At 44.2% G+C, this 23,879-nt stretch carries 19 protein-coding genes; 11 read left to right on the top strand and 8 right to left on the bottom strand.

The window, feature by feature from the left end; genetic code table 11:
* Nucleotides 1-207: 207 nt before the first annotated feature.
* The 9 genes from R7Q09_RS02845 (at nt 208) to R7Q09_RS02805 (ending at nt 13,194) form a co-directional block, all read left to right on the top strand.
* A complete protein-coding gene (locus R7Q09_RS02845; RefSeq protein ID WP_005378441.1) occupies nt 208-1,755 on the top strand; it encodes a DUF3360 family protein in 1,548 nt (515 codons plus the stop codon).
* A 303-nt stretch (nt 1,756-2,058) separates the two neighbouring features.
* Nucleotides 2,059-4,335 carry a formate C-acetyltransferase gene (gene pflB, locus R7Q09_RS02840; protein ID WP_005378442.1) on the top strand — a complete coding sequence of 759 codons (2,277 nt, stop codon included), beginning with the start codon at nt 2,059-2,061 and terminating at the stop codon, nt 4,333-4,335.
* Between the two features lie 153 nt (nt 4,336-4,488).
* Nucleotides 4,489-5,466, top strand: coding sequence for a lipid A deacylase LpxR family protein (locus R7Q09_RS02835; protein ID WP_167415101.1), 978 nt, complete (start codon nt 4,489-4,491; stop codon nt 5,464-5,466).
* A 211-nt stretch (nt 5,467-5,677) separates the two neighbouring features.
* Nucleotides 5,678-6,418: a pyruvate formate lyase 1-activating protein gene (gene pflA / locus R7Q09_RS02830; RefSeq protein WP_005378444.1), complete on the top strand. Its 741-nt coding sequence runs from the start codon at nt 5,678-5,680 to the stop codon at nt 6,416-6,418.
* A gap of 155 nt (nt 6,419-6,573) precedes the next feature.
* Nucleotides 6,574-7,239, top strand: a complete 666-nt coding sequence (locus R7Q09_RS02825) for an energy-coupling factor ABC transporter permease (RefSeq protein WP_318070490.1) — start codon at nt 6,574-6,576, stop codon at nt 7,237-7,239.
* 136 nt (nt 7,240-7,375) lie between these two features.
* Nucleotides 7,376-7,876: a YfbU family protein gene (locus R7Q09_RS02820; RefSeq protein WP_318070489.1), complete on the top strand. Its 501-nt coding sequence runs from the start codon at nt 7,376-7,378 to the stop codon at nt 7,874-7,876.
* Nucleotides 7,877-8,369: 493 nt separating this feature from the next.
* Nucleotides 8,370-10,304: a PrkA family serine protein kinase gene (locus R7Q09_RS02815; protein ID WP_005378447.1), complete on the top strand. Its 1,935-nt coding sequence runs from the start codon at nt 8,370-8,372 to the stop codon at nt 10,302-10,304.
* Between the two features lie 47 nt (nt 10,305-10,351).
* Complete coding sequence (locus R7Q09_RS02810) at nt 10,352-11,623, top strand: YeaH/YhbH family protein (RefSeq protein ID WP_005378448.1); 1,272 nt, start codon at nt 10,352-10,354, stop codon at nt 11,621-11,623.
* Nucleotides 11,624-11,634: 11 nt separating this feature from the next.
* Complete coding sequence (locus tag R7Q09_RS02805; RefSeq protein WP_005378449.1) at nt 11,635-13,194, top strand: SpoVR family protein; 1,560 nt, start codon at nt 11,635-11,637, stop codon at nt 13,192-13,194.
* A 79-nt stretch (nt 13,195-13,273) separates the two neighbouring features.
* Here the strand turns inward: R7Q09_RS02805 and kdsB are convergent, their stop codons facing one another.
* From kdsB to R7Q09_RS02780, 5 genes are read right to left on the bottom strand one after another with little or no spacing between them, the layout of a single operon-like run.
* On the bottom strand, nt 13,274-14,029 hold the full coding sequence (gene kdsB, locus R7Q09_RS02800; RefSeq protein WP_171344554.1) for a 3-deoxy-manno-octulosonate cytidylyltransferase: 756 nt from the start codon (nt 14,027-14,029) through the stop codon (nt 13,274-13,276).
* On the bottom strand, nt 14,029-14,208 hold the full coding sequence (locus tag R7Q09_RS02795; RefSeq protein WP_005378451.1) for a Trm112 family protein: 180 nt from the start codon (nt 14,206-14,208) through the stop codon (nt 14,029-14,031). The genes kdsB and R7Q09_RS02795 overlap by 1 nt, the downstream gene beginning before the upstream one ends.
* Nucleotides 14,189-15,196 (bottom strand): tetraacyldisaccharide 4'-kinase, encoded by a 1,008-nt coding sequence (gene lpxK / locus R7Q09_RS02790; protein WP_054729263.1) that lies wholly within the window; start codon nt 15,194-15,196, stop codon nt 14,189-14,191. The genes R7Q09_RS02795 and lpxK overlap by 20 nt, the downstream gene beginning before the upstream one ends.
* A gap of 5 nt (nt 15,197-15,201) precedes the next feature.
* Complete coding sequence (gene msbA / locus R7Q09_RS02785) at nt 15,202-16,950, bottom strand: lipid A ABC transporter ATP-binding protein/permease MsbA (RefSeq protein WP_042522131.1); 1,749 nt, start codon at nt 16,948-16,950, stop codon at nt 15,202-15,204.
* Nucleotides 16,951-16,981: 31 nt separating this feature from the next.
* A complete protein-coding gene (locus R7Q09_RS02780; RefSeq protein WP_318070488.1) occupies nt 16,982-19,237 on the bottom strand; it encodes a DNA internalization-related competence protein ComEC/Rec2 in 2,256 nt (751 codons plus the stop codon).
* Nucleotides 19,238-19,245: 8 nt separating this feature from the next.
* On the opposite strand from R7Q09_RS02780, the gene R7Q09_RS02775 reads away from it, so the two are divergent.
* Nucleotides 19,246-19,755 (top strand): DUF2062 domain-containing protein, encoded by a 510-nt coding sequence (locus tag R7Q09_RS02775; RefSeq protein WP_005387834.1) that lies wholly within the window; start codon nt 19,246-19,248, stop codon nt 19,753-19,755.
* A gap of 149 nt (nt 19,756-19,904) precedes the next feature.
* Here R7Q09_RS02775 and lolE read toward each other — a convergent pair whose 3' ends face one another.
* The 3 genes from lolE to lolC are packed head-to-tail and all read right to left on the bottom strand — an operon-like array spanning nt 19,905 to nt 23,060.
* Nucleotides 19,905-21,149 (bottom strand): lipoprotein-releasing ABC transporter permease subunit LolE, encoded by a 1,245-nt coding sequence (gene lolE / locus R7Q09_RS02770; protein WP_017820016.1) that lies wholly within the window; start codon nt 21,147-21,149, stop codon nt 19,905-19,907.
* Between the two features lie 2 nt (nt 21,150-21,151).
* Complete coding sequence (gene lolD / locus R7Q09_RS02765) at nt 21,152-21,859, bottom strand: lipoprotein-releasing ABC transporter ATP-binding protein LolD (protein ID WP_005378457.1); 708 nt, start codon at nt 21,857-21,859, stop codon at nt 21,152-21,154.
* Nucleotides 21,852-23,060, bottom strand: a complete 1,209-nt coding sequence (gene lolC / locus R7Q09_RS02760) for a lipoprotein-releasing ABC transporter permease subunit LolC (protein ID WP_318070487.1) — start codon at nt 23,058-23,060, stop codon at nt 21,852-21,854. The genes lolD and lolC overlap by 8 nt, the downstream gene beginning before the upstream one ends.
* Before the next feature lie 249 nt (nt 23,061-23,309).
* Between lolC and R7Q09_RS02755 the strand changes: the two genes are divergently transcribed.
* Nucleotides 23,310-23,879 (top strand): hypothetical protein, encoded by a 570-nt coding sequence (locus R7Q09_RS02755; RefSeq protein ID WP_054576371.1) that lies wholly within the window; start codon nt 23,310-23,312, stop codon nt 23,877-23,879.

Genomic DNA, 23,879 nt, shown 5'->3' with positions numbered 1-23,879 from the left:
AAATCAATCACCCTAAATGGCTATCTTGCTAGACTCCTGCCAAAAGATGAGGCTTTTTTTGTGCCTCAACACAATAAGTTATTAGCTATGCTTAGGCACAGTGTCGACGTGTAACAAATCTAATAATAGCTAGCATAAGCGTGCCGCAGGATGCGGACTAACACAATTGAATGAAGAATTCATAACTTTTAAATATATGAGGAATCTATGTCAGACGCAGTTAACAAAACGCACTCTGATTCAGATATCGAGACCAAGAGCTACCGTGAGCTTCATCGTCCAGCATCTGAGTTCGCAAGCCGTTCAGACTACCTAGACCACGAACTACAAATTATGAAGCCACGTCGTTTTGGCTTGAACTTGCCAGGTCGTGACTTCCGCTTTGAGCTTGAAGACCTTGTTCCAGCGCTTGCTGGTACTATCGGTATTATCGCAATGTACTCTGCGGTAATGATGTCTTGGGCTGAAGGTCTTACTGCAGCATGGGACCACGTAAACTTAGGCAAGGACTTTGCTATCGAAGTTGCGCGTGTAGAAATGCTCATCCCTGCACTTCTTTTCTGTGTACTTGCCTCTGGTTTTATTAACCCTAAAGCCAACCTAGCAGGCAACCACGGCCCAATGATCCCTCTTATTGGTACCATCGCTCTTGCTGGTGCTCACCCTCTTGCATTAGCAATTCTCATTGGTGTGTTTGGTTTGATTTTGAGCCTCTTAAAAGGTGGGTCAAAACTGGTTAACCTCACCTCTGAAGGTACGGCTGGTGGCCTTCTTATTTTCCTAGGTTTAACCGGAACCATGAGCCAAATTAACTCTATTCAAGCTTGGGCTGTTGGTTTGCAATCCGATACGGTTGCCGCTGGTAGCATGGGTTACATCGGTCTAATTGTTCTTGCGGTTACCATTGGCTTATACGCGTTCCTTGCTAAAGTGAACAAACGCTGGCTAGCGATCCCTGTTTGTGCCTTCACTGGGCTTGCAATCGCACTTGCTCTTGGCGCAGGCTTCGATATTAAATTCGTAACCGAGACAGGCCTTCCAAACCTAAATCCAATCTACTGGTGGGGTTCAACAGAAGAAGGTTGGATGCTTGGTCTTCCTAATATGGAACACTTCATCGCTTCTCTACCATTCGCCATTCTTGCGGTAGCAATGTGGTCACCTGACTTCTTGGGTCACCGTATCTTCCAAGAGATGAACTATCCACGTAAGAGTGAGAAAGTGCTGATGGACGTTGATGACACAATGACAATGTGTTCCGTTCGCCAAATGGTCGGTACTGCAGTGGGTGGTGGTAACATCACATCATCTTGGGGGACTTACATGATCCCTGCTGCAATCGCGAAACGCCCTATTCCTGCTGGTGCCATCTTACTAGGCTCTCTATGTATTATTGTTGCAATCCTTGGTTTTCCTATGGACGTTGCAGTATGGCCTCCAGTTATGCGCGTTGCTCTTCTCGTTGGTGTATCTCTACCACTGCTTGAAGCTGGCATGCAGATGGTGAAGGACTCAAAAGACTCACAAGCAGCAGGTATCTGTATCTTTGGTTCTGCCGTTGTTAACCCAGTTCTAGCTTGGGCACTAACTATGCTTTTAGATAACAACGGTTTAATTGGAGATAAAGAGCGCGCGTCTCGCCTATCATTTGTAGACAAGATTGTGATCCCAGTAAGCGTACTCGTTATCTGTTTAGTTGCTATGCTTGCAGTTGGTATGCTTGAAGGCCAGTATGGCATCCAAGCTTGGCTATAAGCTAGCAGTCCAGAAATTTGTGGGTAGCGCTCGTCGCTACCCCATTTTTATCGAGATTTTTGAGGATTTATTGATTTAGTTTAAGGTTTGCAAAAAAATTTTAGTTTAACCTCTAACTGTTGCTTAAAAAGAGAAACGTTAAAACTAGTGACAATATTTATAGTTTTGTAAATCGAATACGTAAATTTAAGACTATAAATATTGTTATTCATAAGAGTGTACTGTTCCCCTCTTTTATCTGGGGATAGCTGGCTCAACGGCGAAGCAGTACGTATTTTTTTCTACTAAAAAGGTAGGTATGTCATGGCAGAGCAATTTGCTAAAGCTTGGGAAGGTTTTGCTGCAGGCGACTGGCAAAACGAAGTAAACGTTCGTGATTTCATTCAGAAGAACTACACTCCGTACGAAGGCGACGAATCTTTCCTAGTTTCTGAAGGTACTGAAGCGACTAACAAGCTTTGGGCTAAGGTAATGGAAGGCATCAAACAAGAGAACGCGACTCACGCTCCTGTTGATTTTGATACTTCAGTTATCTCTACCATCACTGCTCACGATGCAGGCTACATCGAAAAAGACCTAGAAACTATCGTAGGTCTTCAAACTGACGCTCCTCTAAAACGTGCGATCATCCCTAACGGTGGTATCCGCATGGTTGAAGGTTCATGTAAAGCCTACGACCGCGAGCTAGACCCACAAGTTAAAAAAATCTATACAGAATACCGTAAAACTCACAACCAAGGCGTTTTCGATATCTACACTCCTCAAATCATGGCGTGTCGTAAATCTGGCGTACTGACTGGTCTTCCAGATGCATACGGTCGTGGTCGTATCATCGGTGACTACCGTCGTGTTGCTCTATACGGTATTGACTTCCTAATGAAGGATAAATTCGCGCAGTTCTCTTCTCTACAAGAGCGTTTTGAGAACGGCGAAGACCTACAAATGACAATGCAGCTTCGTGAAGAGATCGCAGAGCAACACCGTGCTCTAGGTCAAATCAAAGAAATGGCTGCAAAATACGGTTGTGATATTTCTCGTCCTGCTGAAACTGCGCAAGAAGCTATTCAGTGGACTTACTTCGGTTACCTAGCTGCTGTTAAATCTCAAAACGGTGCGGCTATGTCTCTAGGTCGTACTTCTACGTTCCTAGACATCTTCATCGAACGTGATATCGCGGCTGGTAAGCTAACTGAAGAACAAGCTCAGGAAATGATCGACCACTTCGTAATGAAACTACGTATGGTTCGTTTCCTACGTACTCCTGAGTACGATGATCTATTCTCTGGCGACCCTATCTGGGCAACTGAGTCTATGGGTGGTATGGGTCTTGACGGTCGTACGCTAGTTACTCGTACAAACTTCCGTTTCCTAAACTCACTATACACTATGGGTCCTTCTCCAGAGCCAAACATCACTGTTCTTTGGTCTGAGCAACTACCTGAAGGCTTCAAGAAGTTCTGTGCGAAAGTATCTATCGATACTTCTTCTATTCAGTACGAAAATGACGACCTAATGCGTCCAGACATGAACTCTGACGACTACGCGATCGCATGTTGTGTATCTCCAATGGTTGTTGGTAAGCAAATGCAGTTCTTCGGTGCTCGTGCGAACCTTGCAAAAACAATGCTTTACACCATCAACGGTGGTGTGGATGAGAAGCTAAAAATCCAAGTTGGCCCGCAAATGCCTAAGATCGAAGGCGATGTTCTTAACTACGATGAACTGTGGGAGAAAATGGACCACTTCATGGATTGGCTAGCGAAACAATATGTGACTGCACTAAACGCTATCCACTTCATGCACGATAAGTACAGCTACGAAGCGGCACTAATGGCTCTACACGACCGTGACGTTAAACGTACTATGGCTTGTGGTATTGCTGGTCTATCTGTTGCGGCTGACTCACTATCTGCAATTAAATACGCAAAAGTTAAGCCAATTCGTGACGAAGACGGTCTAGCAATCGACTTCGAAATCGAAGGCGATTACCCTAAATTCGGTAACAACGACCCACGCGTTGATGACATTGCATGTGAACTTGTTTCTGTATTTATGGGCAAAATCCGTAAGCTTAAGACTTACCGTGATGCAATCCCTACTCAGTCAATTCTTACTATCACTTCAAACGTGGTTTACGGTAAGAAAACTGGTAACACGCCTGACGGTCGTCGTGCTGGTGCTCCATTTGCTCCAGGTGCAAACCCAATGCACGGTCGTGACGAGAAAGGTGCTGTAGCATCACTAACTTCAGTTGCTAAACTGCCGTTTGCTGACGCACAAGATGGTATCTCTTACACATTCTCTATCGTACCTAACGCGCTAGGTAAAGATGAGGGTTCACAACGCGCTAACCTTGCTGGTCTTATGGATGGTTACTTCCACCACGAAGCGGGTATCGAAGGTGGCCAACACCTAAACGTGAACGTTCTTAACCGTGAAACTCTAGAAGACGCAGTTAAGCACCCAGAGAAATACCCTCAGCTAACAATCCGTGTATCTGGTTACGCTGTTCGCTTCAACTCTCTAACTGCAGAGCAACAAGCTGACGTAATCGCGCGTACATTCACTGAGTCTCTATAAGACTATAGCGAAATAACGTTCTAGTAATACAACAAAGGCTGATGCTAAGTAGCATCAGCCTTTTTTTATTTCTTGAATGAAAGTTGTGATATCGCGAAAGACTTTTGCCCGCATTCTTACGTATGATGCGAAAAAAGTTAGCAAATAAAGTCTATGAGATTTAGTAAATTAATTATTCTTACCCTTCTTTCTCCAGTTGCAATAGCATCCACTAAGTCTACGGTTTCTTTTACCATCGACAACGATGGTATTTTTGGCGTCGATCAAGACTATACGAATGGTGTTTTCCTTTCTTACGCGACAGGCCAACTGATACAAGAAAGCCAATGGAAATGGCTGAGTCTAGCTAACTCAGAGCACGCCAATATCGATAAAATAGAGTTGGTTCTTGGCCACAAAATGTGGACTCCAAGCGACATTGAAGCCGATTATCCACTAATCAATGATCGCCCATATGCCGGTTACCTACACACCGAAATCAACTACCTTTCCCTAACGAGTGACAAAGCTGTACGGTACAATTTCACCATAGGAGCTACGGGTGAAAGTTCGCTATCAGAAAAGGCGCAAGAAATCGTTCACGGCATAACAGGATCGACGGACCCTCAAGGTTGGGATTACCAGATTGAAGATAAAGTTGCGTTCAGCCTTGGTTACCGCGTATTTAACAAATTGATGCGCAGCGAAGAACAAAAAACACAATGGGAGATCACCAACATTAACGACATCAATGCGGGTAACTTCCGTAGTGATGTCTCTCAAGGCGTCATGTTTCGTTGGGGTACAAACCTAGCAAATAGCATCGGAGCCGCCAATATCAGTGTCGAAAGCCCTTTCTCAGCAAGTATGATCGCTCAGAACACGTCGAGTTGGTTCTTGTTCACCGGGTTTGAAGGTCGTTACCGCTTTAATGACATGACTATCGAAGGAGATCGTCCTGGCATTCCTGAACCGTCAGCGCCATACGACGTCACACTGCAAAATTGGCAAGCAAGTGCCGTCGCGGGGGTATCTTGGTACAACCAAAATTACGGTGCAAGCATCACCTTTACGATTAAAACACCGGATTATGAAGAAGCCCAAACCGATGTTTATGGGACAGGCTCGTTCTCCGTGTTCGCCTTTTTCTAAAAACTGGATTATCCCAGCATCGAAGTCAATCTAGATACACGGCAAGTTCTCGGGGTAGGTATTAACCACCTCGTGTTCAAGCGTTTATGTAGATTGGCTCCATCTATTTTCTTTCTTCAAATAACCTTGCCTTTAGTACCGACAAAGCTGTTTTAACCCTGCTTTTTGTAATAAAATAACAGCTAGAATTTACTAGTAATGAGAGCAAAAGATGTCAACAGCTGGTCGTATTCACTCATTTGAGTCATGTGGTACCGTAGACGGACCTGGTATTCGATTTATCGTCTTCTTGCAAGGTTGTTTAATGCGCTGTAAGTATTGCCATAACCGCGATACTTGGGACACGCATGATGGCAAAGAAGTCACGGTTGAAGAAATCATTTCCGAAGCGAAAAGTTACCGCCACTTCATGAATGCATCAGGTGGTGGCGTTACTTGTTCTGGCGGCGAAGCGATGCTTCAACCGGAATTCGTACGTGATTTTTTCCGCGCAGCTAAAGCCGAAGGCATTCATACATGTCTAGATACTAACGGTTATGTTCGTAAGCACACTGATGTTATCGATGAAGTACTGGATGCAACAGACTTAGTCATGCTTGACATCAAACACATGAAAGACGAAGTGCACCAAGATCTCATCGGTGTATCCAACCGACGCACATTGGACTTTGCTCGTTACTTGCAAAAAATCGGAAAGAAAACATGGATTCGCTATGTCGTCGTGCCTGGTTACACAGATGACCCAGAAGCAGCACACATGCTTGGTGAATTTATTAAAGACATGGATAACATCGAAAAGGTCGAGTTACTTCCTTACCACAAATTAGGGGCTCATAAGTGGGAAGCGTTAGGCTTAGAATACCCACTCGAAGGCGTAAACCCGCCACCAAAAGAAACCATGGATGAAATTCAATCCATTCTTGCTCAATACAACGATAACGTAAAATACTAAGTGAACCGCAAGACTAACCTCTTTAAAATACCAGCTTATTGCTGGTATTTTTTTTGATTATATCTAAGCCTTATCAGTGAGTTTCTCTGCGGTTATTTAGGTATAAAAAGAACGATAGAAATGATTGCGTCATGTTCGCATAGGAAGGAAGTAACATGGATATGTTTAACTTAGGCTCTCTTGTTGTCTCAATTTGGATAGTAGTAGTCTACTGCCTACCAGATTGGAAAAAAGTCGTTTGGCCCAAACTGGAAAAAGAGAAAGGATTTCAGCACCTCGTTTTTGCAACGCTCTTCTTTTTCAGTATTTTATGGGCCGCTCAAGCAGGTGTAAAAGAAGGATTACAGATTCATTTTCTTGCACTAACAACGCTGACGATGATGTATGGTTGGCGCATGGCATTTCTACTCAGCATTCCCGCTATGTTGGTCAACCACCTACTACATGATGTGTCCTTGCTACTCTTACCCACGTCGTTAGTTCTATCTGCCCTAATTCCGATTTTCATTAGTTACTTAGTGTTTCTTCTGAGTTACCACTACTTGCCACGAAACATTTTTGTTTTCATCTTCGTTGCTGGATTTTTCAATGGCGCGATAACAGGAAGTCTGCACCTCATCATTAACTCTTTTTATCACCTATCAGTTGGTCACTACGATTGGGAAACCATTCAACATAACTACTTTGTTTTTGTGCCGTTGCTCGCCTTTCCAGAAGGTCTATTAAATGGTATGGCACTGGCGGTTTTAACCGTATTCAAGCCAGAGTGGCTGAGAGTATTTTCAGACCGAGACTACATATACAATCATTACCATAAATAAGTGTTTTCAAACTGGTCAAAAGTGACAGTTCTTGCCATTTTTTAGTATTAAATATGTGTTGAGATCATGTTTCACTCATGTCTTAAGCGTTAACCTAAGCACATTAAAAATGTATTAGATATCTAGTGAGGTCACCATGGAAATGTCAAACGCTCAACGTTTGATTCTATCAAACCAATACAACCTTATGTCTCAACTTGATCCAAGTAATGCGGCCAAATACAAACGCTTACAAACGATCGTTGAACGTGGTTATGAACTACAAATGCGAGAGTTGAACAAAGATTTCGGCTGCCTCTCAGAAGCAGAGTGTCGTGAGCTCATCGACGTTATGGAGATGTATCATGCGATGCAAGAATCTTACAACATGCTAGACGATGAAGATCGCAGCAACGTAGATCAGCGCCGCTTGAAGTTCTTGGGATTTGATATTGCTTCAGAAGCGCAACAAGTACATTACGTACGTTTTCTCATCGATTCTGAAGGTTTGTACCCTCAGTTTGACAAGGCAGATCATCACTTTAACAGCCAAATGCCGATGCTAGATAAATACCGCCGTATGCTGCAAACTTGGCGTAACTGCCCTCGTCAGTATCATTTATGTGAAAACGAACTAGCGCAAATCTTCAGCGCATAAAATGGTCGTCTAAGAATGAGGAGAGCGCCCGCTCTCCTTGTTATTTACCCTGTCACAAACTTATCTAAGACTTTGCTCTCTTCCTACCTCTTTCACTTACCTTGCTCAATGTAGAACAACGAATCACTGAGACTCTTCTGTCTTTGCCAAATATTTGATTTCTATTGCACCTATTCACGACATAAATTCGTCCTTAATAAAAGAGTGATTCAAATGTCACTTTTACAATAAATTCATAATTGTTAAGCAAAATTGCAAATCCCCGACTAGGCTTAAGTAGAGAAAGGCTGTGATTGAAAAATTCATATCCACCGCTCACCGTTGTAACGAAAAAACCGTCCATAAAGCAAAGTCTTTGGTGTCGCCAATCTTACATTCTGTACGAACCAAATGTGATAACAGGACGTATATTCAAACAACAACGAGCATAACTGTTGGTGGAAAGCCTGAATCAACGTTCGTCGGTAGACTGACTATTAAAGGGGAAAGCGACATGAGTATTTTCGACCACTATCAATCAAGATATGAAGCTGCAAAAGATGAAGAGATGTCGTTACAGGAGTTTTTAGCCCTGTGTAAAGATGACAAAAGCGCTTATGCTAATGCAGCAGAACGCCTACTGATGGCGATTGGTGAACCAGAGATAATCGATACGGCAAAGGATCCGAGACTAAGCCGAATCTTCTCGAATCGTGTTATCTCTCGTTATGAAACCTTTAAAGACTTTTATGGCATGGAAGATGCCATAGAACAAATTGTGTCTTACCTAAAACATGCGGCGCAAGGCCTAGAAGAGCGTAAGCAGATTCTTTACTTACTCGGCCCTGTAGGTGGCGGTAAGTCTTCGCTTGCAGAAAAGCTTAAGGCTCTGATGGAACAGATGCCTATTTATGTTCTTACTGCTAACGGCGAACGCAGCCCAGTGAATGACCATCCGTTCTGCCTATTCAAAGCCACAGAAGATGGCGATATTTTGAAAAAAGAATATGGCATCGAGCACCGTTATCTTCGCTCGATCATGTCTCCTTGGGCCGCTAAACGTCTTCACGAGTTTGGTGGTGATATCACCAAATTTAAAGTAGTGAAAGTACGCCCTTCTATCCTTGACCAAATCGGTATTGCCAAAACTGAACCAGGCGATGAAAACAACCAAGATATCTCATCATTGGTTGGTAAAGTCGATATTCGTAAGCTTGAACACTATTCGCAAGACGATCCAGACGCTTACAGCTACTCCGGTGCGCTGTGTAAAGCAAACCAAGGTTTAATGGAATTCGTTGAGATGTTCAAAGCACCAATCAAAGTGCTTCACCCGCTGTTAACAGCAACGCAAGAAGGCAACTTCAACGGTACAGAAGGCCTTTCTGCGATTCCATTCGACGGTATGATTCTGGCTCACTCAAACGAATCTGAGTGGCAGACCTTCCGTAACAACAAGAACAATGAAGCGTTCTTGGACCGTGTTTATATTGTGAAAGTACCTTACTGTCTACGTGTTTCAGAAGAAGTCAAAATCTACCAAAAACTTCTTGAAAACAGTGAGTTGTCTCAAGCCCCTTGTTCACCAAGCACGCTCGAGACTCTGGCACAATTCAGTATTCTTTCTCGACTTAAAGAGCCTGAAAACTCGTCCATCTTCTCTAAGATGCGCGTATACGACGGTGAAACGCTGAAAGATACGGATCCAAAGGCAAAAAGCTATCAAGAGTATCGTGATTATGCTGGTGTCGATGAAGGCATGAACGGTCTCTCAACACGTTTTGCCTTTAAGATTCTGTCACGCGTATTTAACTTCGACCAAACCGAAGTGGCAGCCAACCCTGTACATCTATTCTATGTGATTGAACAACAGGTTGAGCGCGAACAGTTCCCTGCTGAAACAGCAGAGAAATATCTCGAGTTCTTGAAAGGCTACCTAGTACCTCGATACGTTGAATTTATCGGTAAAGAGATTCAGACCGCTTATCTTGAGTCTTACTCTGAGTACGGCCAAAACATCTTCGACCGATATGTCACCTATGCAGACTTCTGGATTCAAGACCAAGAGTACCGAGATCCAGAAACTGGTCAGCTATTTGATCGCTCTTCACTGAATGCTGAGCTAGAGAAGATCGAAAAAACAGCTGGTATTTCTAACCCGAAAGATTTCCGAAACGAAATCGTTAACTTTGTGCTTCGTGCGAAAGCGAATAACAATGGTCAAAACCCGGTTTGGACCAGCTACGAAAAACTGCGCACAGTAATCGAGAAGAAAATGTTCTCCAATACCGAAGAGCTACTTCCGGTTATCTCATTTAATGCGAAAACCTCTTCTGAAGATCAGAAGAAGCACGACGACTTTGTCGCTCGCATGATGGAAAAAGGCTATACCGAGAAACAGGTTCGCCTACTTTCTGAGTGGTACCTACGAGTACGTAAGTCATCCTAACCCAGTATTGAGTTAGGTCGCTTGTGAAACATGAAGAGGGCTATTTCATGGCGCAATTTATAGACCGAAGGCTCAATGGCAAGAACAAGAGCGCTGTTAATCGACAGCGCTTCTTGAAGCGCCACAAAGAGCAAATAAAAGAGTCGGTAGCAGACGCAGTGAATCGACGCTCGATTACGAATACGGAAACGGGCGAAGACGTCTCTATCCCTCACAAAGACATCAATGAGCCTATATTTCATCAAGGCAAAGGTGGTGTTCGCGAACGAGTTCATCCCGGTAACGACCAATTCATTACTGGTGATAAAATTGAGCGTCCCAAAGGTGGCGGTCAAGGTAGCGGCTCTGGAGAAGGGAACGCCAGTCCAGATGGAGAAGGCCAAGACGAATTTGTATTCCAAATATCAAAAGATGAGTACCTCGATATTTTGTTCGAAGATCTCGAGCTGCCTAATCTAGAAAAAAACCAAATTGCCAAAATCACAGAATGGAAAACGCACCGTGCAGGCTTTCAAACTGCCGGTATCCCTTCCAATATCGCCGTAGTACGCTCTCTGCAACAATCTCTTGCGCGCCGTACTGCAATGACTGCTGGTAAGAAACGACTTCTCAAAGAGCTAGAAGACGAACTTGCTCGCATCAAAAATATTGAGCCTGCTCAGCAGTTTGAAGAGAACCGCTTGAAGGCTGAAATTGAAGAACTGCGCAAGAAAATCGAAAGCGTGCCGTTCATCGATACCTTCGACTTACGCTTCAAGAACTATGAGAAACGCCCGGTACCATCGAGCCAAGCGGTCATGTTCTGTCTAATGGACGTATCCGGTTCTATGGATCAGGCAACGAAAGACATCGCAAAACGCTTCTATGTTCTTTTGTACTTGTTCTTAACTCGTACCTACGAGAATGTCGAAGTCGTCTTTATCCGCCACCATACCCAAGCGAAGGAAGTGGACGAGCACGAATTTTTCTACTCACAAGAAACCGGGGGTACCATTGTATCTAGCGCGCTCAAGTTAATGGATGAAATAGTAAAAGAGCGATACCCGATTGGTCAGTGGAACATATATGCAGCTCAAGCATCCGACGGTGACAACTGGGCAGATGATTCGCCAAGATGCCGGGATCTGTTAGTGAACAAATTACTTCCAAACTGTCAGTACTACTCTTACATAGAGATCACGCGGCGCTCGCATCAAACTCTATGGCATGAGTACGAAAAACTCACTGAAGAGTTTCCTAATTTCGCAATGAAAAACATTCGCTCTGTGGAGGATATTTTCCCAGTCTTTCGTGAACTATTCCAAAAAGAAACGGCGTAAGGAGGCTAGCGATGAATACCGCAACGAGAAACCTCTCAGGAGAGGCGCCTAAAAAGCGTAACAGTAAAGTGTTGCCAGATGGACCAGATTGGACATTTGAGCTGTTAGAGCGATACCACAAAGAAATTAAGCGTGTCGCGGAGCATTATCGCCTAGACACTTACCCTAACCAAATAGAAGTGATTACTTCAGAACAGATGATGGATGCCTACTCAAGTATCGGCATGCCAATCAATTACAACCACTGGTCATTTGGTAAAAAATTCATTCAAACAGAGCAGAACTATAAACATGGTCAAATGGGGTTAGCCTACGAGATTGTGATTAACTCCGACCCTTGTATTGCTTATTTGATGGAAGAAAATACGGTAACAATGCAAGCACTCGTTATAGCGCACGCGTGTTACGGCCATAACTCTTTTTTCAAAGGTAATTACCTATTCCAAACGTGGACTGACGCCAGCTCTATTATCGACTATCTGCTGTTCGCCAAAAAGTATTTAGCCGAGTGTGAAGAACGATATGGCGTAAAAGAAGTGGAAAAACTGCTCGACTCTTGTCACGCGTTAATGAACTTTGGTGTAGACCGCTACAAGCGTCCAGAGAAAATCTCAATTACAGAGGAAAAAGCAAGACAAGAAGAACGCGAAGCATACCTACAATCTCAAGTTAATGAGCTTTGGCGCACGGTACCGACAGCCAAGACGAAAGAGGAAGACATTAAAGAGCGATTCCCAAGCGAGCCTCAGGAAAACTTGCTCTACTTCTTCGAAAAACATGCGCCGTTGCTAGAGCCGTGGCAACGTGAAGTTGTTCGGATCGTCCGTAAGATCAGTCAGTATTTTTATCCGCAAAAACAAACGCAAGTTATGAATGAGGGCTGGGCAACGTTCTGGCACTACACCATACTCAACCATCTTTATGATGAGGGCTTGGTGTCTGAAAAATTCATTCTAGAGTTCTTACATAGCCACACCAGTGTCGTGGCTCAGCCGCCTTATAACAGTCCTTACTTTAATGGCATTAACCCCTACGCGTTAGGCTTTGCCATGTTCCGAGATATTAAGCGTATCTGTGAAGAACCAACTGATGAGGACAAAGAGTGGTTTCCAGACCTAGCAGGAACCGACTGGTTAGATGCAGTGCATTTCGCGATGCATAATTTCAAAGATGAAAGCTTTATTAGCCAATACCTTTCTCCGAAATTAATGCGTGATTTCAAGCTGTTTGCGATCAACGATGATGATCATAAGAACTTTATTGAAGTCGCTGCGATACACGATGAGATGGGTTATAAACGCATTAGAGAAACCTTAGCTGCTCAGTATAACTTATCTAATCTTGAGCCAAACATTCAGGTGTTTAATGTCGATGTCCGTGGTGATAGATCGCTTACGTTGCAGTACGTTCCTCACAACCGCATCCCACTTGATGATAGTTACGAAGAAGTTCTAAAGCACGTGTACCGATTATGGGGCTTTGATGTCATTCTCCAAGAAGTGAAAGACACCGGTCACCGAGAAGTGTTAGCAACCTGCCCTAAACGGAACCAATACGACACTAACATTTAACTAATACCGCGATACAAGTAAAACAAAAAGGCTCCTAATTCAGGAGCCTTGTTTATTCTTAAATCTATATGAGCATTTGTTACGCTTGCTTTGCAACAATCGCGCGCACGGCTTCTAGGTCTTCGGGCGTATCAACCCCTGCCGCTGGTGCTTCTTTCGCTACCGCCACATGAATTTTTTCACCGTACCAAAGCACTCGCAGTTGCTCAAGACACTCAATCTGCTCTAATGCACTTGGTGCCCAGTTGACATACGTATTAATGAAACCAGCTCGATAAGCATAAATACCAATATGACGCATTAATGGGTTGGCAATAATTTTGTCTTGTTTAGCAAAGTTATCGCGATCCCAAGGGATGGTTGCTCGACTAAAGTACAACGCATAGCCTTGCTCATCTGCGACAACTTTAACAGCGTTCGGATTGAACACTTCCTCTTCCGAGTCTATTTCTACAGCTAACGTCGCCATCGGGGCTTCACACCCAGATAAGTTATCAGCAACCTGACGAATGATGGACGGCGGAATCAAAGGCTCATCCCCTTGCACATTAACAATAATGTGGTCTGACGGAATAGCCATCTTTTCAACAACTTCGGCAAGACGCTCCGTACCTGATTCGTGGTGGGGAGAGGTCATACAAACTTTACCACCAAATGACGAAACCGCTTTCGCAACACGCTCGTCATCAGTTGCAACGATGACATCTTCCGCACCCGCTTGTAGCGCTTGTTCATAAACCCACTGAACCATAGGCTTACCACCAATATCCGCTAGCGGTTTACCAGGCAAACGGCTCGATGCGTAGCGCGAAGGGATGACAACCGTAAAAGACATTAGCGTCCCTCATCCATGCTCATAGTGCGAGCTTCAGGCTCTAGCAGAACTGGAATACCCTCTTTGATCGGGTAAGCAAGGCGATCCAATTTGCAGATCAACTCTTGATTATCTTTATCGTACGTCAGCTTACCTTTGCAAACAGGGCAAGCTACAATCTCAAGTAGACGGTGATCCATAAGCCGCTTTAACCTCTTTTATTCTATTTAAAATTTGCTCTGCATCGTTTGACTCAAACTGGGCAGATACAGGCAGATACCACCAATTATCTTGCGCATAATGGCTGCACTTGACGGCATCTTTCTCGGTCATAATCACATTGGTCCCTTGTTGAGCCAATGCTTCTAATTCTTGTTGATCAAAGTCTTGATGGTCAGCAAAACCTTTTGTGACTTTAACATCTGCGTTCATCGAGTTTAGTGTATGAAAAAAACGCGGAGGATGCCCAATGCCCGCAAATGCGACGAGATCTTTCAACTCCGAGACATCCACATGTTGCTTAGTCTTAAGATTAATAGCTTTAGAGGGTGCTAAAGCCATTGCGATTTCGCCCGTATGCGCTTGACCGCCATTGGTGATGATAAAGTCGACTTCTTTAAGTCGCTCAATACCTTCACGTAAAGGACCTAATGGAATCAGGCTTTCATTCCCAAACCGGCGATTCCCATCCACAATCACTAACTCAATATCACGGCCTAACGCATAATGTTGTAATCCATCATCTGTAATTATGATATCCACATCCAAATCTAGCAGTGCTTTCACTGCATTTGAACGCACAGGATCTACCGCAACAGGTGCTCCTGTACGGCGATGAATCAACTTAGGTTCATCGCCACAATGCTTCGCAGGCGTATCTTCTTTTAGCACTAACGGATAGGCAGGAGCCTTTGCCCCATAACCACGAGAAACAACCCCCGGCTTAAAGCCCATTTGCTGTAGTTGCTCAACAAGCCACACAACAACTGGTGTTTTACCATTGCCACCAGCAGTGATATTGCCAACCACAACAACAGGTATAGGCGCATTATAAGCTTGCTTGCGGCCAGTTTGGTATTGCTTTCGCTTTGACTTGCTTATCGCTCCAAATAATAAACTCAGTGGCCACAAAAGCGGCCACAAGAGATATTTTATTGGATGGCTTTCAAACCAGATTTTTTCAATCACCGCGCTTATTCACCAAACTGAATACGGTGCAATTGTGCATACGCACCATTTTTCTCAATAAGCTCAGCGTGGTTGCCACGTTCAATGATGGCACCATCATCAACCACAAGAATTTCATCGGCTTTCTCGATTGTGGATAAGCGGTGCGCTATTACAAGTACCGTTTTGTCTTTTTGCAGCTCATCAAGTGCAGCTTGAATAGCTCGCTCGGATTCGGTATCCAAAGCCGAAGTTGCCTCATCAAGAATCAGCACTGGAGCATCACGCAATAGAGCTCGCGCAATCGCAACACGTTGGCGTTGACCACCAGACAAGCTAGCACCATTTTCACCAATCATGGTATCAAGTCCATCATCCATTTTGCCGATGAACTCCATCGCATGCGCGAGTGTTGCCGCTTTCTCGATATCACTGCGCTCATATTGGCCATCCGTTGCGTACGCAATATTGTTTGCTATCGTGTCATTAAACAAATGAACATTTTGCGATACTAGTGCAAATTGCTGGCGTAAATTCTTTAGCTCGTAATCACGAATATCATGCCCATCTAATGTGATAGATCCACTGTCAACATCGTAGAAGCGGTTGAACAAGTTCGCGATGGTACTTTTACCTGAGCCAGAACGGCCAACTAGCGCCACCGTTTTTCCTCTTGGAATATCGAAGCTGACATTTTCCAATGCTGGTTTTTCTGCACCAGTGTAAGTAAAGCTTACGTTTTTAACTGAAACATCGCCATTTGCGCGTTCAACTGTCAACTTACCTTCGTTTTTCTCAGGCTCGAGGTCAATTAACGCGAAGAGCGTTTGGCTCGCGGCCATACCACGTTGGAACTGAGAAGTAACGTTAGTCAGCGCTTTAAGTGGGCGCATCAGACCAAACATTGCAGAGAAGACAACAGTAAATGTACCTGGAGTCAGTTGCTCTTTAATCGAATCAATACTTGCCAAATAAAGAACGGCAACAATTGCAAGTGATGCAATCATTTGGATGATTGGGTTAGCCGCCGCTTGAGCCGTCACCAACTTCATGCTTTGTTGACGCATTTGGTTGCTGACTTTTTCAAATCGTTTACGTTCGATGTCTTGGCCGCCATAGCTCAACACAACTTTATGGCCTTTCAGCATCTGCTCTGCTGATGCAGTTACGTTACCCATCATGGTCTGCATATTTTTGGATATTTTTCTAAAACGTTTAGAAACAACACCAATACCCCATGCCACAACGGGAGCAACAGCAAACAGCACTAGCGACAATTGCCAGCTGTTGTAAAACATCAAGACTAACAGACCAATGATACTTGCGCCTTCACGGACAATGCTCACCAACGCTTGGCTAGTTGCCGCTGACACTTGCTCTGAGTCGTAGGTTATACGCGACAATAAATTGCCCGTCTTTTCCTTATCAAAGTAAGACACTGGCATATGCATAAAGTGATTGAACACCATGCGACGGACTTGCATAACTACGTTGCCAGATACCCAGCTCAAACAGTAGGTGGAGACAAATCCACTTATGCCACGGATGAACATCATGGCAAAAATAATCAATGGAAGCGTGCGTAAAAAATCAGATTCAGCGTTCCCAAAACCTTCATCGAGTAGTGGTTTTAGCAGGGAAATCATATAGGTATCTGATATGGCATTAATAACTAATGCAATGACTGCAACGACAAGACCTGACTTATAAAGGCGAATAAATTGCCATAGACGCTTAAACGTCTGCCAAGTCGTTTCATCAGTATTTATCGACATAGAAGTGCTTTATTTTCTTACATTAAGACTCTCATTCTACTCCCTTACGCAGCATCTGCCTATACCAAGGCTCAAATGTATCGCTACGTTTGGTTTCTGAGCGCCAATTATCACGGTGAATAAAGAAGCTTACCTGACCACCCTCACCAGTATCAAGCCAAGTGACGCCAAGTTTTCGGTATGAAGCAACGACACTTTCCGCTGGCATTCCCCATCGATTGTTTTTTGCTAAAGAAGCAACCGCCACACTCGGGCTCACCGCCTCGATAAATCGAGGATTCGATGAACTTTTACTCCCGTGGTGAGGGACTAGCATCACATCGCTTTGTAACTTTCCGGGTTCTCTAAGCAAAATCCACTCGCTAATGGCCTCAATATCACCAGTAAAAAGCATACTAAAGTTAGAAATAGGGTCAGTAAGTCGTAATACACAGGAGTGCGGATTATACGCACGTTGAACAAGTGCAGGAGGCCAGAGCACTTCCATGTTTAATCCTTGCCATTTCCATTGGTCGCCTCTAGTGCAAGGCTCATATTCGATAAAGAATTGACTACTAAGTTTACGCTGTGGAGAAAAGGCATCTTCAATGAAAAAGCGGCCGCCTGCGTGATCATTATCGGAATGGCTTAGAATCAGTGTATCTATGCTTTCATAACCTCGTTGATGCAAAACCGGAGTGACGACCTGCTCTGCGATACTGCCGCTTTGCCATGCTTTACCAGTGTCATACAGCAACACCTTGTCGTCTTTTTCTACAACCACTGCAAGGCCATGACCTACATCTAATACATCGATACGCCAATGCGGTTCATACTCCGCTGCAAACTTGATACTAATAACGATGCCGAGTAACAAATACCACGCGTACTGAGACATGAACCGTTGAAATATTAAGCAAACCACTATCACCATAACCAGCATTGTCATTTCCATGCTAATGGGTTGCCAAGAACCTACTGCGTACTGTATTGACGTGCTCAATGGCTGTAATGACCAGTCCACCAAATGCCACAGAGGCTTCGCTATCATTTCAAGAAACAAAGATGAGAACAGGGCTAGAAACATCAAAGGTACAACGATAAATCCGAACCAAGGAATAAATACCAAGTTGTAGGCTATTGAGGACAAACTAAAACCGGAGAAGAAATGGCCACTAACAGGTACGATTAAAGCGCTCAACATCAATTGAGTAAGCAATAACGCTTTTAATCGCGCTTTCCAACCTCCCCTTTGATGTCGAATCAAATTAATTGCGAACAATACCGCACAAACGGAGAGGTACGATAACCAAAAGCTCATTCTGTAGGATGCAAAAGGTTGGACAAGCAGTTGTAGAGATACTGCAAGCAAAAGAACTCGCCAAGAAGTCCAGTGCACCAGAGTATACTTCAGGAGAACGTAAACAACGCATACCGACACTGCTCGCGTAGTAGGCAGAGAGAAATCCGCTAACCAAGCGTAGGCAACAGCGAAGATCAGCCCATATAAGCTAGGTAACAACTGGTATTGGGGTAATAGATAACGAACGGTACCGCCCACGACTAGCCCAAAAGTAAACGCCATACCAATATGTAAACCAGAAATGGAGACCAAATGCAGTAAACCACTGTCCCTGAGCGCTTGCCAATCTTCCTTAGACAACCAAGAACGGTCAGCAAAAACTAACGCACTTATTAACGAGAAATGATGAAGGGAAGACACATCATCAGCGACATCGGCAATAATGGATTGACGCAGAGATACATTAGAACGAACAATCCACTTAGCATCTTTGTTAACAACCGCTCGGGCGATAATATTTTTACCCATCGCGTGCTTTTCAGCATCAAAGCCAGCTTCGTTGCGTAGACCTGTAATCGGCTTTAACGAGATGGATGTCGTAAACTCACTGTTAACATCGAGTGGAAAAGGCGTAATAAGACGGATTTTAGGTTTAAGAAAAGGTAACAGAGTTTGAGAATTTACCGCTTCTATAGCGACAATACCTTCATAACCGTGACTTATTTGCGTAAAAGGGCTGTCAACTTTACCAATTATGGTAATATTCTCCCCTGCTTGAAAAAGGGCTTGTCTCTGAGACTCCAATACATTGCCGTGGACGATGACAACCATAAAGCCCGCAATTGCGCCTATGCTAATTAAGCCACGACGTAATTTGATTATTGAGCCAGTGGTTATTATTCCCAGCAGCAACCAACGCCAATCTGGTATTGTCGGCCACCAAGCTGACGAGATTACGCTCGCTACAAATAACGCCAAGGTCCAACTTTTTTCTGAGAGAGTCATGCTGTCCTATGCCTAGAAAGCTGATAAAACGCTTCATGCCAGATCATGAATTGATCAAACGCCAAAAAGCATTGAAGGTCTTCGGCAATGTGTTGTACAACCCGAACTTGTGGTGCTTAAACCGCCGCTCGGCATCAGGGGCTTTTGCTGTCGGGTTATTTATGGCTTTTGTTCCGCTGCCGAGCCAAATGATCATGGCCGCTGGCTTGGCCATTATGTTGGGTGTCAATCTGCCCCTCTCCGTCGCTTTGGTATGGATCAGCAACCCTATCACTATGCCTGTGCTATTTTACTTTGCGTACAAGCTAGGTGCTCTAGTGATGCGTCTTCCCCCGCAACCTTTTCACTTTGAACTATCGTGGGAATTCATCATGCAGCAAATGAGTACCATTGGACCTCCATTTCTATTGGGCTGCGCAATTTGTGGGGTTGTATCCGCGATTATTGGCTACTTCGGAATTCGAGGGCTTTGGCGCTACTCAGTGGTACGGAGCTGGCAAAAACGCAAAATAAGATAAGACCTTACTGCGTAAAAATCAGCATTTGAGCTATCAGTTGAGGGGCATCTAACAGTTAGAATGAAACGCGATGTTACTCAAGTCGGATAAATACAAAAAAGGACCGAATTCGGTCCTTTTTTGTTTTTCGCATATTGTAAAACAATCAGCTATTTAGAACTCAGTACAGCCGCCGGATTCAACCTTGCGGCACGAGAAGCAGGATACCACGTCGCAAGTAAACTAAGCACTATCGCCGTCACTGACACCAATGCCACATCTGGCCAGTGTAGTTGTGATGGTAAGAAGTCGACGAAGTAAATATCGCCCGATAAAAACTGATGACCAATTAAGCTCTCTAACCCTTTAATTAACGGAGTCAGGTTTAACGCCACTAAGACACCGATAACACTGCCGACGAGACTGCCAAATACACCAGAGAATACACCTTGCCAAACAAAGATCCGTTTGATTAGGCTATCTTTTGCTCCCATTGTTCGCAAAATTGCGATTTCCGCCGCTCGGTCTTTCACTGCCATCATCAACGTAGACACAATATTAAAACATGCCACGCCAATCACCAGTACCATCACCAAGTACATAATGGTGCGCACGAGCTGAATATCGCGATACAAAAAACCAAACTTTTGCTGCCAGCTTTTCAAATACACATAAACATCAATCATGCTACCAACCTCGCGAACAATAGAAGGCGCATTGAGAACATCGTCAGTTTTTAGTGAAATGCCAGTGACCCCTTCCCCTAATCTCGCGTATTGCTGAGCATCCGCTAATGGTACTAACGCTAGAGAGTGGTCGATTTGGCCATTCAATGTTAAGAACCCTGACACCTTCACGCGCACTCGCTTAGGAGCCTGCACTTTATTTGCGCCGCCTGTTTGCGGAATCATCAACGTAACGTAATCCCCCACGGCGACATTTAGCTCGTTTGCTACACCTCGTCCTAAGATCACTTGCTGCTGACCGGCATAAAAGTTTTGCCAAGCTTCTTGGTCAATAAAATTCGATAAGCTCGACACCGCTTGCTCGAAAGTAGGCTCTACACCACGAACTTCTATCGCTTTTAGCTTACTGCCTTTTTCTGCCAAGCCCGTAAAGCGAACGTACGGTGCTGCCGCAACAACATGTTCATGTTTTAGAGCTTGATTCATCGTTTTGGTGTAGTCATGAAGTGGTCCATTAACACCTTCTAACTCGCCGTGTGGGATCACAGACAACACACGCGATTGCAGCTCGCGCTCAAAGCCATTCATTGCAGACAAACCGATAATGATCACAGCAACGCCAACCGCAATACCAATAGTCGAAGAAAGCGATATGAAAGACACCATCTTGTTGCGCTTTTTCGCTCGACTGAAGCGACCACCAATCATCAAAGCTAAAGAGGTAAACAAAACTAGCCCTCCGCAGATGCTGTATCAGTCACAAAACGATCTACGAGCAAACCATCTTGCATGTGCATTTGACGATCCATTTTTGCTGCCAGCTCTTTGTCATGCGTGACAACCAAAAATGCAATGTTTGACTCTTTATTGAGCTCGCGCATCAAATCATAGATAGACAGTGCCGTATTGTGATCTAAGTTCCCCGTAGGTTCATCAGCCAAGACCAGATCAGGTTTATTCACCAATGCACGCGCAATCGCAACACGCTGACGCTCACCGCCCGATAACTCGGAGGGTCTATGTTGCATCCGATGACTCAAACCAACTTTATCTAACAGCGCTTTAGCCGCCTGTTTTGCATCCGCTACTTTAGCACCGCCAATCATCAGTGGCATCGCCACATTTTCAAGCGCAGTAAAGTCAGCCAACAAGTGATGAAACTGGTATACAAAACCAAGGTGCTTGTTGCGTAATGCCGCCTGTTTGTTCGAGCTCAAAGCTGATAGGTTTTGCCCTAGAAAATCAACTTCACCATGAGTTGCGTCATCTAACGCACCTAAAATATGCAATAAGGTACTTTTTCCCGAACCAGAAGAGCCAACAATAGAAACCAACTCCCCTTTGTCGATATCGAAACTTACGCCTTTCAACACTTCCGTATCTAACGAACCCTCTCGGTAGACTTTACGAATATCACGACATTCTAATAGCTTATTCATAGCGAAGTGCCTCAGCAGGTTTAACAGAAGATGCTCGATAAGAAGGATAAAGCGTAGCAGCAAGGCTAAGAGCAATCGCCAACACCACCACTAAAAGAATTTGCAGTGAATCAATCAAGATGGGTAGATGACCACCAAAGCTGAATAGCGCCACACCAGCAGATTCAAGAATCGCATTTAGATTAAGTGACAAGATCACGCCCGCAGCGCCACCAACAATCGCGCCAATTACACCACTGCTTGCACCTTGCACCATGAAAATGGTCATCACTTGAGATTGAGTCATGCCTTGAGTTTTCAATATTGCGACTTCTGATTGTTTCTCCATTACCACCATGATCAAAGCGGAGATAATATTGAATGCAGCGACACCCACAATTAGACCTAGCATAAGTCCCATCATGTTCTTTTCCATTTTCACCGCTTGGAAAAGCTCACCACGCTGTTCGCGCCAATCACTCCATTCCCATCCATCAGGCATGGGTTGGTCAGCAAAATCCGTCACCATAAATGGGTCAGAGAAAAAGACACGCCAACCAGAAACCGTGTCTTTAGGGAAACGCATCAGCTTAGATGCATCCGTCATGTTCACAATCATTAATTGACCATCAACGTCCGATCCCGTATTGAAAATGCTTGAGACAGTGAAGTTTCGCTGGCTAGGAATACGACCAAGTGGGGTAAACTGCGTCGCGTTGGTCACCATCAAGCGTACTTTATCCCCGATTGAGACCTTTAGTGAACGTGCCAAACTGTGACCCAAAAATACATTGTAGTCACCTGCTTGAAGTGACGATAATCGTCCGGCAATCAAATGGGTGCTAATCGGATCGCCTTTCTTAGGTTCAATACCGATGAGGTAACCAGCCGTCAGCTGTGCAGAACTCTGAATAACAGCCTCTCCTCTAACGATAGGCTCCGGCTGGGATTCACTCGACATCGCTTGAACAAATGGAGGAGCAGACTCGGTCATAGGCGTTTTTCCATCGTGTTGCGAAACAACGGCATGAGGTAGCACACCTAAAATGCGTTCTTTTAACTGCGATTCAAACCCGTTCATCACAGAAAGAACCGTCACCAACGCCATTACACCGATCGTAATACCCGCCGTCGACATATAAGAAACAAATCGGCTGAACCTATCTCCAGAGCGTCCCCGAAGATACCTTAAGCCAATAAACAATGAGATAGGATGATACATATAAGACAAACCAACTGGTTGTTTTGATATAAAGCTTTAGCGGATTATCTTACCTTACTCTTCTCATTAAGAAGACAAGAGAATCGCTAAATTTGTCAACGACATGCAATAAGTCTGTATTTAAGGCAAAAAGTTCAAGGACAAATCGGCTAAACTTGATAACTTCATTCAGTTAGCGATAATCAGTGCCCTATTTCTCTTTGTTTGTTGAGTGAACAGGGAGCGCTCACTGGCAAAAGGATCGACTATATGACAGAGCAAGAATACTTTACCGTCCATCATAACCTCACCATCAACGTCGAAACGTTAAGTGCGGACTTTGCTTTGCCAGATGAAGAAACATTTGTCTCCGAAATTCCAGCACCATTTATTGTCGCCAGTGAATTTAGTCACTTAGATATGTTGGCAGACAACGCGCGTCTAGAGCTGAAAAACAAAGAGTTAAAGCATGTGATCAACTTGCTTGATACGCAAAACGCGAAACTTAACCTCTTGTTGAGCTTTATGCTTTCACAACAAGATGACGCCTCCATTCGCTATCAAACGACGCAGTTTGGTGCTAGTCAACTCAGTTTCCGCTCAGATACAGCGTTAACTACTCAACAACTCGTTCGTGTTAAACTGTTCCTCGATCACCCTGCTGCGGCGATTTACTGTTACGCTCAAGTAGAAGAATGTGATGCTTCAGAGCAAGATTTCATTATCACGCTTAGATACAAGATGCTCCGAGAATCTGATCAAGATTTACTGATAAAGGCAGCACTGTATCAACAACAAAAACTTTTACGTCAGCGCTCGATGGAGCGAGATAAAAAATAA

Source organism: Vibrio sp. 2130-1 (genome assembly GCF_033339515.1).
The sequence above is the reverse complement of the archived record's forward strand: the minus strand, read 5'-3'. Positions and strand labels throughout refer to the sequence as shown.

Coding starts and splice junctions, on each gene's coding strand:
- R7Q09_RS02805 (WP_005378449.1), top strand. CDS start 11,635: ATGAATACCGCAACGAGAAACCTCTCAGGAGAGGCGCCTAAAAAGCGT.
- lolD (WP_005378457.1), bottom strand. CDS start 21,859: ATGAATAAGCTATTAGAATGTCGTGATATTCGTAAAGTCTACCGAGAG.
- pflA (WP_005378444.1), top strand. CDS start 5,678: ATGTCAACAGCTGGTCGTATTCACTCATTTGAGTCATGTGGTACCGTA.
- R7Q09_RS02795 (WP_005378451.1), bottom strand. CDS start 14,208: ATGGATCACCGTCTACTTGAGATTGTAGCTTGCCCTGTTTGCAAAGGT.
- R7Q09_RS02755 (WP_054576371.1), top strand. CDS start 23,310: ATGACAGAGCAAGAATACTTTACCGTCCATCATAACCTCACCATCAAC.
- R7Q09_RS02835 (WP_167415101.1), top strand. CDS start 4,489: ATGAGATTTAGTAAATTAATTATTCTTACCCTTCTTTCTCCAGTTGCA.
- R7Q09_RS02845 (WP_005378441.1), top strand. CDS start 208: ATGTCAGACGCAGTTAACAAAACGCACTCTGATTCAGATATCGAGACC.
- msbA (WP_042522131.1), bottom strand. CDS start 16,950: ATGTCGATAAATACTGATGAAACGACTTGGCAGACGTTTAAGCGTCTA.
- lolC (WP_318070487.1), bottom strand. CDS start 23,060: ATGTATCATCCTATCTCATTGTTTATTGGCTTAAGGTATCTTCGGGGA.
- pflB (WP_005378442.1), top strand. CDS start 2,059: ATGGCAGAGCAATTTGCTAAAGCTTGGGAAGGTTTTGCTGCAGGCGAC.
- R7Q09_RS02825 (WP_318070490.1), top strand. CDS start 6,574: ATGGATATGTTTAACTTAGGCTCTCTTGTTGTCTCAATTTGGATAGTA.
- R7Q09_RS02820 (WP_318070489.1), top strand. CDS start 7,376: ATGGAAATGTCAAACGCTCAACGTTTGATTCTATCAAACCAATACAAC.
- R7Q09_RS02815 (WP_005378447.1), top strand. CDS start 8,370: ATGAGTATTTTCGACCACTATCAATCAAGATATGAAGCTGCAAAAGAT.
- R7Q09_RS02780 (WP_318070488.1), bottom strand. CDS start 19,237: ATGACTCTCTCAGAAAAAAGTTGGACCTTGGCGTTATTTGTAGCGAGC.
- R7Q09_RS02810 (WP_005378448.1), top strand. CDS start 10,352: ATGGCGCAATTTATAGACCGAAGGCTCAATGGCAAGAACAAGAGCGCT.
- R7Q09_RS02775 (WP_005387834.1), top strand. CDS start 19,246: ATGCCTAGAAAGCTGATAAAACGCTTCATGCCAGATCATGAATTGATC.
- kdsB (WP_171344554.1), bottom strand. CDS start 14,029: ATGTCTTTTACGGTTGTCATCCCTTCGCGCTACGCATCGAGCCGTTTG.